The sequence below is a fragment of the Paenibacillus whitsoniae genome, assembly GCF_003955665.1.
GTDB classification, from domain to species: domain Bacteria; phylum Bacillota; class Bacilli; order Paenibacillales; family NBRC-103111; genus Paenibacillus_E; species Paenibacillus_E whitsoniae.
The window spans coordinates 264,322-275,733 of the sequence record NZ_RXHU01000034.1 but is presented as its reverse complement, the minus strand read 5'-3'; the positions used below and the strand labels follow the sequence as shown (position 1 = coordinate 275,733).

8 protein-coding genes are annotated in these 11,412 nt (G+C 55.2%); 3 read left to right on the top strand and 5 right to left on the bottom strand.

The annotated features are described in order from the left end of the window. Nucleotides 1-990, bottom strand: a 990-nt coding sequence (locus EJQ19_RS13590) for a LacI family DNA-binding transcriptional regulator (protein WP_164716537.1), incomplete at its 3' end; no start/stop codon positions are given. Between the two features lie 197 nt (nucleotides 991-1,187). Here EJQ19_RS13590 and EJQ19_RS13585 point away from each other — a divergent pair. Continuing rightward, nucleotides 1,188-4,322 (top strand): beta-galactosidase, encoded by a 3,135-nt coding sequence (locus EJQ19_RS13585; protein ID WP_126141760.1) that lies wholly within the window; start codon nucleotides 1,188-1,190, stop codon nucleotides 4,320-4,322. 103 nt (nucleotides 4,323-4,425) lie between these two features. Here the strand turns inward: EJQ19_RS13585 and EJQ19_RS13580 are convergent, their stop codons facing one another. From EJQ19_RS13580 to EJQ19_RS13565, 4 genes are all read right to left on the bottom strand, one after another. After that, complete coding sequence (locus tag EJQ19_RS13580) at nucleotides 4,426-4,662, bottom strand: AbrB/MazE/SpoVT family DNA-binding domain-containing protein (protein ID WP_241242890.1); 237 nt, start codon at nucleotides 4,660-4,662, stop codon at nucleotides 4,426-4,428. Between the two features lie 156 nt (nucleotides 4,663-4,818). Then, complete coding sequence (locus tag EJQ19_RS13575) at nucleotides 4,819-5,685, bottom strand: transglutaminase family protein (protein ID WP_126141758.1); 867 nt, start codon at nucleotides 5,683-5,685, stop codon at nucleotides 4,819-4,821. Beyond that, nucleotides 5,682-6,641, bottom strand: a complete 960-nt coding sequence (locus EJQ19_RS13570) for an alpha-E domain-containing protein (protein ID WP_241242896.1) — start codon at nucleotides 6,639-6,641, stop codon at nucleotides 5,682-5,684. The genes EJQ19_RS13575 and EJQ19_RS13570 overlap by 4 nt, the downstream gene beginning before the upstream one ends. Nucleotides 6,642-6,675: 34 nt before the next feature. Beyond that, nucleotides 6,676-8,130 (bottom strand): circularly permuted type 2 ATP-grasp protein, encoded by a 1,455-nt coding sequence (locus EJQ19_RS13565; RefSeq protein WP_126141757.1) that lies wholly within the window; start codon nucleotides 8,128-8,130, stop codon nucleotides 6,676-6,678. Nucleotides 8,131-8,499: 369 nt separating this feature from the next. On the opposite strand from EJQ19_RS13565, the gene EJQ19_RS13560 reads away from it, so the two are divergent. Then, on the top strand, nucleotides 8,500-10,704 hold the full coding sequence (locus tag EJQ19_RS13560) for a methyl-accepting chemotaxis protein (protein ID WP_126141756.1): 2,205 nt from the start codon (nucleotides 8,500-8,502) through the stop codon (nucleotides 10,702-10,704). Nucleotides 10,705-10,848: 144 nt separating this feature from the next. Next, complete coding sequence (locus EJQ19_RS13555) at nucleotides 10,849-11,379, top strand: hemerythrin domain-containing protein (protein ID WP_164716536.1); 531 nt, start codon at nucleotides 10,849-10,851, stop codon at nucleotides 11,377-11,379. The last annotated feature ends 33 nt before the right edge of the window (nucleotides 11,380-11,412 follow it).

Genomic DNA, 11,412 nt, shown 5'->3' with positions numbered 1-11,412 from the left:
CAGCAGCGTCTCGACGGCGCGGATGCCGAGCGGTTCCTTGCCGAGCTCGATCGTACTGAGCGGCGGCTGCGCATACACGGCCGCCTCGATGTTATCGAGGCCGATCACGCGCGCCTGGCCGGGGATGCTCAGCCCGCGCTGCTTCAGCAGCGGCATCAGCGCCAAAGCGAGCTGGTCGTTGGCGCAAATAAAGCCGTCCGGCATCCCGTCGCCGGACAAGGCGCCGAGCTTGCGCTCAAGCTGGTGCGCCATGTGGGGCTGGCCAAAGGCCACTTGCCACTTCTTGAGCGACAGACTTTCCGGATCATCGGCGCTGCTCCGATGATCCTCCATGGCGAGGCGGCAGCCCCACCAGCGCTCCTTGAAGCTGAGCGCGAACGCATCGTCGCCGATGAAGACGATGCGCTTCGCGCCTGCCGTGAGGAGACGGTCCAGAGCCATTGCGCCGGAGCCGAGATTGTTGTTCACGACGCAGTCGACCTCCACGAGCGGCTCTTCATGGTCGATGAGCACGAGCGGCAGTCCCGTCATTTTCAAGGCGACGACGCTGTCGGTTGGAAACGTGCCGGCCAGCAAGTGGCCGATGCAGCGCGTTTTGTTCAAATAAGCAGGAACCTGCAGCTGTTTATCGTGCTGGCTGACGGGTACGATCAGATGATCATACCCGTTGTCGATACTGGCTTGTGCGATGCCGGCGAGCACTTTGCCCCAGAACGGATTATCCTGCTGATAGCCGGCGTGAATCCAGACGAGCAGGTAGGGCCGGGTACCTTCGGCATTCGCTGTATCCGGTGTAACGCTCAGTGGCGCGATATTGGCGGCCATAAGGGCTTTGGGCCGGAGTACATAGCCCATCGCTTTGGCAGTCTCTTGAATGCGGCGGCGGTTGTCTTCGCTGACGCCGGATTTGCCCGACAACGCTTGCGAGACGGTGTATTTGGATAAACCAAGGCGGTCGGCGATGGCTTGCATGGATACTTTTTTGGACATGGATGAAAGCTCCTTACATAGACTAACAAACCAAACACTCTATATTGTTTCGTATATCCGATATAATGTCAATCTTTTCGCAGAAAAAAGTGATTGACCGCAACGTCGTTTTTGCGTAAATTATGGTCACGAATAAAATTGTTAGCCTAACGAAAATAACAAATTCGTGATATGCAAAATTACAGGAGGGAATTCCGATGACCACGACATTGATTTTTTACGACAGCGCGTTTCCATACGAAGGGGAGCGCCCGCAAGATGAGGCGCTGCGTGCGCTGAGCGAAATCGGTACGCTGACGAACGCTGATCAGTTGGCGGAAGCGCTGCAGCAAGGTGCGGATACGCTGATTCATTTGCATGGGCGGTATTTTCCGAAGGCGGCCTGGTCTGCGATTATGGCGCATGCGCGTACAGGCAAAGGGTTAGTTACCCTGGGCAGCGCACCTTTCCGTATTCCAGTTTATGCGGAGGCTGGAGGCTGGCAGTTGGAGAATGAGCAGACGGCGTATCATCAGCAGCTGAATATTCACGAGATGCTGCCGGTGGACGGCACGCCCATCGCATATTATGCAGCGAATCCCGATCTAGCCTTGTTCATCGGCCGGGAACATCTCGTAGAGGTGCAGCCCACGGTGGGCTTGGCGCTGCATGTGACGAGAGCCGACGATCATCCGGGACAGATCGGTTCGAGCGGACCGATGGATGCGCATATGACGCCGCTGCTAAAGGGAGTTTCTGGTGAAGGCCGCGAAGTGGCGGCGCCCGTCGTGCTGCTGGAGAACACGAAAGGGGATTTTGCGGGAGGTCGGTGGATTTTCGCCAATATCTTTGGGGATGAGGCGTTCTGGGCTCGCGGAGGCGCAGCGCTGTTGGGTGAATTGGCTGAATATGTATCCCGAGGTGTAACGGAAATCTGGTTCAAACCGAATTATGCCTGCTACGATCCGGGAGACCGGGCGGCGCTGACGGTGCAATTGCAGACGCTTGCGAGCCGTGGCGGCCGTCAATCGCCGAATACCGCGTGGACATTTCACGTGGAGGTGAACCGTGAGGGGGAAGCTGTGCCGGTCTGGCGTAAGGAATTCAGCATGCCGGCCTCCCGCGAGCTGACGTACTACAAAGTAATCGTACCTGTAGACCTGCAAGCCGGTTACTATACCGCAACATGCGTCGCTACTTCGAACTTCGGCGAAACGCGCACGTTTCGTCAAGGCTTCTGGGGCTATGACGCGGAGCTGCTGCGGGAAGGCACACCGATGTCTTGCGACCGGGATTACTTCTGGAAGGACGGCAAGCCGCTGCCGATCGTCGGCATGACGTACATGACCAGCGACGTGGCGAGAAAGTTTTTGTTCCTGCCGAACGTATCGGTGTGGGATCGGGACATTGCGCAAATGGTTAAAGCCGGCATCAATCTGCTGCGTACGGGGATCTGGTCGGCGTGGCGGCAGGTGATGTTCGTCGACGGGCATCCGTATGAAGAGGTGCTTCGCGCGATTGACGCTTTTATTTTGACATGTAAAAAGCACAGCATCGAAGTTACTTTCAATTTCTTCGCCTTTACCCCGGAGACGTGGGAGGGCGTCAATCCGTATCTCGACCCGCGCAGCGTGGAGGCGCAAAAACGGTTTATTTCCGCGGTCGTCTCCCGCCACAAAGAAACGACGAATGTGCATTGGGATTTGATCAACGAGCCGTCGATGTTCAATCCGCAAAAGCCGTTTGCAGGCCCGCAGTCCGCACATGATCGTTATGAGCAAGCTGCGTATGTCGCTTGGCTTGAGGAGCGGCACGGCGATATTCGTTATCTGCAGGAGCGCTGGAATATGACGCCGGAGGAGCTGCCTGGCTTTGCAAGTGTGCGGCTGCCGGACGTATCCGAAATGAACATGAACACGACGGAAACGTTGGAGAAAAAAGGCGGTCCATGGCTCGATTACACGTTGTTCACGATGGAAATGCATAATCGCTGGGCAGATGAGCTGATTGCTACGATTCGGAGCATCAATCCGGCGCAGCTTGCGACGGTTGGACAGGACGAGGGGCTTGGGGCGCAGCGTCCATCGCCGTTCTTCTACGCGGACAGCGTCGATTATACGACGGTGCATACGTGGTGGCTGATGGACCAGCTTGTCTGGGACGGGATTTTCTCGAAATCGCCGTACAAACCAAGCCTGATTCAGGAAACCGGCATTATGTATGTGGAGACGGCGGATGGCCGGGCAAAGCGGTCGGAGCATGAACTGCGCAACATTTTGGAGCGCAAATATGCGTATGCCTTCTCCACCGGCGGTGCGGGGGCTGTGCAGTGGATCTGGAACATTAATTCTTATATGAATAATGTGAATGAATCGCATATCGGAGCGCTGCGCGCCGACGGTACGGAAAAACCGGAGGCCGACGTCTCCTACGATTTCGGCTCCTTTATGGGATCGATCCGTGAGTTGTTCGTGGATCGGCAGTTGGAAGAAGTCGTCGCGGTGTTCCCGTACTCGAACGACTTCTCTACGCGCAAGCTGGCGGGCGAAGCGACCGCCAAGCTGACGCGCACGCTCGCGTACTCGCTGAACGTGCCGTTTCGCGGGATCGGCGAGTACCACTTGGACGCGCTCGCGGAGCAAAAGCCGAAGCTGATCATCGTGCCGAGCGCGCACAATTTCAGCGATGCCGCGCTCGGGCAGCTGCTCGCGCACGTTCGCACCCACGGCGGCACGCTGCTGTTCACAGGCCCGCTCGGCCTGAATGAATACTGGGCGTGGTCGCCGCGGCTCGCGGACATCGTGGGCGACACGGTGCTGAGCAACGTGGTGCGGGAGGAGGCGATGGTGCTGCAGGATCGTGTCTATCCGGTGTCCTTCGGCGGCGCGGGCATTGCGCAGCTGAACAAGGAGCTGACGCTTGCGGCGGATTTGCCGGAACCTGGCCGGCGGGCGTGGAGCTCGCAGCATGGCACGGTGCAGTGTCATGTGCTTGGCGCGGGCCAGCTCATCTGGTGCCCGCTGCCTGTGGAGCTGAATGAACGCGATGGCGCGCTTGAGGCGCTGTATACGTATGCGCTGCAGGAAGCGGGCGTCGGGGCGGAGCTCACCTGGCTGCGCGGCGGCGATCTGCCGGGCGTATATGGCCGCAAGCTGACTTTTGCGCAAGGAGCGCTTTATATTTTCGTATCCGAGTATGGGGTAGATACGCAAATCGAGGTGCAGGACCCGGCGACGGGCCGTAGGTATGCTTTCGAACTGGAAGCGGAGCGCACAGTCATGTTTGCGGCCGATGCTGCGGGCGAGTTGACTGCCGTGTATCGTCCATCGCAAGTTCAGGTTGAGGTGGAGTAGGTAATAAACCCGTAAACCAAAGAACCTCAGCTCCACAACAAGTGGAGGCTGAGGTTCTTTTCATTCAGGAAGGGCCAGCTATCGCCGCCTTGCGCAACGGCAATTAAGCGATTTCATTCATACAGGTGCCGCAGACTAGCTTGCCTTTGAAATAGGACATATTCTCAAAATTCCCGCAGAATACGCAGGCTGGGGTGTACTTTTTGAGGGTGATCCGCTCCGGATCCACATACACTTCGATGGCGTCGCCAATTTCGATATGAAGCGTTCGTCTCAACTCGATGGGCAAAACGATCCGTCCTAGTTCGTCAACTTTTCTCACAATACCTGTCGATTTCACTTGGTTACCTCCCTGGCATTTATCACGCAGCTTATTCGTCTTCATTTCGACTGTATTTGTAAGTATTCCACATATGCACTCGAATTCCTTTTATTGACTCGGATCGATTTGCAAAAAATGTTGAGTGGCAGCGAAAGTCTGAGAATAAGTGGTAGCCTACGCCTCCAGGAGCTTCACATCGACAAAAACGTCCAGATCCTGCGAGCCTGAACCGCGATAGATGCCTTTGACCGGCACGATATCGTTGTAGTCCCGGCCGTGCCCCAGCTTGACGTACCGCCAGTTGACTTCGTTATTGTTGGTCGGATCGAAGCCGAACCAGCCGGCGCCGGGAATGAGGCACTCCACCCAGGCGTGGGAGGCTTGCGTAAAATCGGCATTGCCGCCCTGCAGGTCGCCGACAAAATGATAGCCGCTCACATAGCGGGCGGGAATGCCTTTGTCCCGGCAAATCGCGATCATGAGGTGCGCGTAGTCCTGGCAGACGCCGCGCCGCAGCTTGAGCGTCTCCAGGGCTGTCGTCTGGACGGACGTCGCGGAGGGGTCGTACGTAAAGTCGAAGTAAATCGTGGCACAGATGGCCGCAATCAGATTGTGCATGGGCATCCCGTCGTCGGGGATGGCATCTGCGTAAGCTTTCACTTCAGGTGTTAACGCTGTATAGCCGGTCGGCAGCAAATATTCGGCGTATTCATTCTGAAAGCTGTCGCCAAATCGCTCAGCTTTGCTATCATAGGAAGAGGCGATGGGCTCTTTCCCATATTCGTTGTCCCGCGTGACGACGGTCGAGACCATTTTAATTGTAAGCTCACGATGGATTTTATTGACGGTGAAGGCGTGAACTTGATTATGAAAATAATCCGAATACGTGAAGAACGCGGAAACCGGTTCGGTCGTAATCGCGTGATGGTAGCAGGATTGACGCTTGTCGGTCAGGGGAGTTAAGCGCACTTCATTGACACTGTCCTGCGCTAAATCGGAATACGTGTAGCGTGTGATGTGCGTAATCTCCAGCTTCTTCATGCAATAACCTCCTCTCGCGAGGGAAAAAAGACTTTCGCCATCCGCAGCCCCATGACGTTGCAGGAGTCCCGCAGCGCCTGTAAGGCGCTCTCCAATTTGCCGGACTGGGTGTCGCTTTCGTCCATGCAGGCGAGGTTGGCGGTGACCCTGCCCGCCAGTTTGGCGACTTTGCGGACTTCGTGATCCAGCGTCATGTCCTCCAGTTGAATGCCGCTAAGTGAGCGCTCCAGCGCAAGGAAGGCATAGGCGACCGAACGGGGGAACGTCTCGCTTAGCATAAGAAATTGCATGATCGTCGTTAAATTGACGGTATCGGCATACGCTTTGCGGTACGATTCGTAGCCGCTGACGGATTTTAACACGGAGAGCATGAGCGGATAGGACGGAATCTCCTCCTTGGCCAGTTCGCCGCACAGCGATTGCAGCAGGCGAAGCAAGTTCTCCGCGCGCTCCAGGTAGCGGCCGGCCTCCACGAAGTGCCACTCGTTCTGCCTCGGCATGACGGAGGTGGCGGCGCCTTGAAACATGGACAACGAATCCCGGACATAGCGGTAAAAGAGATGCGGCGAGTCGTTCGTAATGTCGCGCACGTCTTTTTCCCGCATCCACAGGTACAGTCCGTTCAGGATGTCCCACAGCTCGCACGGCATTTTCTCCCGGATGTTCCGCAAGTTCGTTCTGGCGTGATTGGTGCAGGCCAGCAGGGAGTTGGCATTATTTTTATCGAGTGTAATGTAGTAGAGCACGTTCTGCTCGGAAAAGCTGCCGTACTGCTCGGTAAACGCGGCCCGGTCGCCAATCGTATCGATCAACCGTCCCCATGCTTCGCTGCCGCTGCCCTCCTTGTCTTCGCGGATATGGTAGTAAACATCGATCAGTCTGGCATGATTCTCCGCCCGTTCAGCATATCGTCCGATCCAGAATAAAGCTTCCGCTGTTCGCCCCATCATCACCATGTCCACTTCACCCTCCATTCAAATATCGAAATGCTTATCGAATAACCCATGTATCCTTGCAGCCGCCGCCTTGCGACGAGTTCACCACGAGCGAACCTTCCTTGAGCGCTACGCGCGTCAGGCCGCCGGGAATCACTTCAATGTCTTCTCCCGCAATGACAAAAGCTCTCAAGTCGATGTGCCGCGCTGCCATCTGGCCGTCGACCATGACCGGCGCCCTGGAGAGCTGCACCGTCGGCTGTGCGATGTAACGGTCGGGATACGCGACGATCTTCGCGCGGAACTCGGCGATTTCCTCATCCGAAGCCGAAGGGCCGATCAGCATGCCGTAGCCGCCGGACAGCGACGTTTCCTTGACGACCATACGGTCCAGATGGTTCAGCACATGCTCCCGCTCTTCCGGACGGGACAAGATGTAAGTCGGTACGTTATTTAGAATCGGTTCTTCGTTCAAATAATAGCGGATCATGTCCGGCACGTAGGCATAAATGGCCTTGTCGTCGGCGACGCCTGTGCCCGGCGCGTTCACGATATTGATGTTCCCGGCGCGATACGCGTTCATAATGCCGGCAACGCCCAGATAGGAGCTCGGATTGAAGGCGAGCGGATCGAGAAAATCATCGTCAATGCGGCGATACAAGACGTCGATTTGGCGCAGCCCTTTGATGCCGCGCATGTACACTTTGTGATCGATGACCACGAGGTCATGGCCTTCCACGAGCTCAATCCCCATCTGTTGCGCGAGGAACGTATGCTCAAAGTAAGCGGAATTGTAGCAGCCCGGTGTCAGAAGTCCGATGACCGGATCGGATTTGCCGGAAGGTGCAAGCTTGCGAAGTGCCGATAGAAAGACGTTCAGACTATGCTCAATGTCTTGAATGGCGTGGCTGAAGACGAGCTCCGGGAATAAGTGCGTCATGATGGAACGGCTTTTATATAAGTAGGAAAACCCGGAGGGCGAACGAAGATTATCTTCCAGTACAAAATATTCGCCATGCTCATCGCGGATCAAATCAATGCCTGACACGGTGACGTACACGTCGTTCGGAATCGACAGCCGCATCATTTCCGGGCGGAAGTAGCAGTTGGACAGCACCATTTTTCGAGGGATGACACCGTCCTTCAAGATATGCTGCTCGTGGTAGATGTCTTTGAGAAATAAATTCAGCGCCTTGACGCGCTGCTTGAGACCCCGCTCCAGCTTAAGCCACTCCTCCTGCGGGATAATCCGCGGAATCGGGTCGAAAGGGATCGTGCGTTCCAGCGGCTCTGTCTGATCCGGAGCATACAGCGTGAAGGTGATGCCTTCTTCCAGCATCCGCTTCATGGTGGCTGATTGGCGCTTGCTCAGGTTGCCCGTTTTCATGGACATGAATTGGAGAAACGTATTCTGATAGTGCGGTCTGACCGCGTACGCATTCATGAACATTTCGTCATAAAAAGGGCGGGGGTCATAGGGGGTTGTGACCAGATTCTCAGGTTTGGACATGGCAGCTCCCTGGTTTCATTGTCGTGCATGCGGAAGCTTCGTCAGGCTTGGTCCGGATGCGGAAACCAGGCCTCCTTTCTGATCTAATGTCTCAATTGCGTTAGGATTTATAACATAAATATATGAAAAACAAAGGATTTTCTTTCATTGTAAATTTTTCAGAAAATTATGTCAATATAACTTACATGATTTCGAACGTGTGATTATATAATTCGTGCAGATTGTTGAAAAAGTCATGAATCTTCCAGTTATTTATCTTGCTTTCTGTTGTGAAGCGCATTAGAATGTCAAAATAAGATGAATGTTATATAAAGTCACAATAAAGTCATATAGAAAGTCACATATTATGTGAATATGGGGGGCTGGAGCATGTTTGATTGGCTTGGTTTTCGAAAAGGTTTGCCGCTCTGGTGGTCGTATCGTCTGAATCGCCATCTCAAGGAGGATGTCGAGCATATTTTTGAGGGCATTGCGAGTACACGTATAGACATCTTACGCACCTGGGTGGAGACGTACTGGTCTCACCTCGATCGGTTGCAAAGGCAGCTTGCCGATGCGGCGGGTGCTGCGGTCTGGCCTCAGGATGCGTCCGTTGCAGCCAGATTGCTTACGGCTTCGATGAAGAGCGGTGTGGACTTCTCGGAAGTTTTTGTGCTGAATGAACGATCGGCTGTCATTTTCTCCACCTATGCCTCTCATGTCGGTAAAGTTTACGAATACGGCAGCGTGCTGGAGAAAGGACTTGAAGCATCGAAAAAAGGGAGCAAATGCTTATTCGGACCGTTCTCCGATCCCCTTACGCTAACCATTGGTCCAAGCACGTCGCCATTCCATGATGCGATGACGCTGGCGTTTATCTCGCCGATCATGGTCGCAGGCGAGTGGAAGGGCGCCGTGATCGGTCGCGTGCCGAACGATGTGCTCGGGGACCTGATCCAGCGCGAATCCGGGCACGTATACCCCGATTCCGGCGACAACTATTTGTTCATGGCGAAGCCTGGGCTGAACAAGCAGATCGTGCCGGGGACGGCGCTGTCGCGCAGCCGGTTTGAAGATTTGACGTTTACGCACGGTGACAACCTAAAAGACGGCGTACGCACGGACTATGGCATCGTCGGCGTTAAGGCGCACACGGAATTGGAGCTGATTTTTACAGATCCGGCGACAGGGCAGCTGCATCCGGGCGTTGCAGGGACCATTGCAAAAGGCAGTAATTTATTCGTCGAGTTCCCCGGTTATTCGGACTACCGCCACATTTCGGTGATCGGCAAAGGGGTTACATTCCAATTGCCGCATTGTCCGGATGTGTGGGGCATGATGTGTGAGGGTGACCTCGAGGAAGTGTACCGGATTCGCAGTATCGATTGGAAGCTTTTCCGCTTGCACCTCAGCTTGGTGTTCTTTCATGCGGTGCTTTGCGTCTGCGGATTCTGGCTGCTCAGCGGTGCTGTCTCCACGCTAGTGGGAGCGGGCATCCTGGGAGCGGCCAGTCTGGTATTCGGCTTTGTGGGGGCGAGCCTCATGCGGCGCAAAGGCAGCAAGCCGGTTGCCCGGCATCTGGCGAAAATCAACCAGTTTATCCGCATTAACGCGGAAGGCAAGGGCGATTTGACGCAGCGCCTCAAGGTGGACGAGTTCGCCGGGGACGAGACCCGCGATTTGGCCAAATGGATCAATAACATGATCGATTCTTTGGAAGGCATTATGCTGCAGGTAAAGCAGGCGGCGGCTGAGGTTCAGTTGAGCCAGGGGCATATGACGGAGTCTGCCGACAATACCGAACAGTCAACAGGACGCATGAGTGTGAAAATTCATGATATGATCCGTTCGCTGCGCGGTCAGCTGAAAGATATCGACGTCGCGAAAGACGTCACGCAGAACATGAGCGGAACGCTGCGCGAATTGGAAGAGAAGGCATCGGCGCAAATAGCAGTGGCGCAAGATGAAGTAGAGCGGATCGGCGAGAAGATGACGGATATTTCCGCGAAGGTGGCGGAAACGAATCAGACGATCCAGACGTTCCTCCAGACGACGCAGGAAATTCCGAAGCTGCTCAAGGTGATTGAGGAAATTTCGGCGCAGACGAATTTGCTGTCCTTGAACGCTTCCATCGAGGCTGCGCGCGTTGGTGAGCATGGCAAAGGCTTCGCCGTCGTCGCCGGCGAGATCCGCAAATTGGCCGATTTGACGAAGAAATCGACAGAGGAAATCAATGAGACGATCGAGCATATCGAGCGTCACGCGAAGGAAGCGTTCCTTTCGATGGAGGAAGGCACGCGGGTTGTGACCGAGGGGACGCAGATCGTGGCGGCCGCTTCGGAAATCCTGAGTGCGGCGAACGCCCACGATACGATGAAAACCCAGGTCGTCGAGGAAGTCGTCGCCCTGATGGAGAAAGTAGCGGCCGTCAGCAAGGAAAACCGCCAAATCTCCGCCGAGGTCGAGCGCACCGTGCAAGAGCTCGTCCAGGACATGTCGCACGTGCGTCAGACGACAAGCGACGTCGGTGCCATTACTGAGTCGCTGCTGCTGCTCGTGAATCAGTTTCATTTAACCGAAAGCCGCATACGCTGACGCGCGATTCATGCGCATGAGAGCTGCCCCCTCCCGCATACAATGTTAATGCGGAATTGGGGCAGCTTTTTCATGCGCACAGGCATGCGTGAAGAGCTGATACACGCCGGTTATTTGGACGAAATGAAAGAAGGAGGTTGTCGAATGAATGACCGTTTGAGCATTCAAACGAACCGGGCGGGGCTTGTGCAACAACGGGATTTTCGGGAGCTGGCCCAGCGTTTGAAGGAGGAGCATGTGCAGATGCGTGAGCAGCTGGCTGAGATTCGCGCGACGGCTTCCGCCCTGTTCTCCCTTGACGATTGCTCAATTGGCATGTGCAAGCTGATCAAGCTGCAGGATGCGATTCTTTGCCTTATCGAAGAGCTGGAGCAGCACTCCGAATGGGAGGATCAGGAATTGTTCCCCAGCTTGCAGTCGTATTTGCATCCGACGATGGCCTTGTCGGTGGCAAGATCCATCATTGTGCTGGAACAGGATCATGACTTGGCAAAAAGGGTCGTGCAATCCTATGTCAACGGGGTCAATGCGATGCGGGTGCCGATCGATGAAGATTTTTTGCATGTCATGGCCTCGGAGCTGCTGACCGCCTGTCTCTTACTGCTTAAGCATTTTACGCTGGAGGAGGAGTTGGTGTACCCGCTGCTGGATCGGATTGTGGAGCAGATTTCTTGAAAGTTGATGTGAATGAACGGAGATGAGGGGCGG

What these genes read in the sequence shown, in the direction of transcription:
- EJQ19_RS13575 (WP_126141758.1), bottom strand. Translation starts at nt 5,685, where the DNA reads ATGAAGAAGCTGGAGATTACGCACATCACACGCTACACGTATTCCGAT.
- EJQ19_RS13555 (WP_164716536.1), top strand. Translation starts at nt 10,849, where the DNA reads ATGAATGACCGTTTGAGCATTCAAACGAACCGGGCGGGGCTTGTGCAA.
- EJQ19_RS13560 (WP_126141756.1), top strand. Translation starts at nt 8,500, where the DNA reads ATGTTTGATTGGCTTGGTTTTCGAAAAGGTTTGCCGCTCTGGTGGTCG.
- EJQ19_RS13585 (WP_126141760.1), top strand. Translation starts at nt 1,188, where the DNA reads ATGACCACGACATTGATTTTTTACGACAGCGCGTTTCCATACGAAGGG.
- EJQ19_RS13565 (WP_126141757.1), bottom strand. Translation starts at nt 8,130, where the DNA reads ATGTCCAAACCTGAGAATCTGGTCACAACCCCCTATGACCCCCGCCCT.
- EJQ19_RS13570 (WP_241242896.1), bottom strand. Translation starts at nt 6,641, where the DNA reads ATGGTGATGATGGGGCGAACAGCGGAAGCTTTATTCTGGATCGGACGA.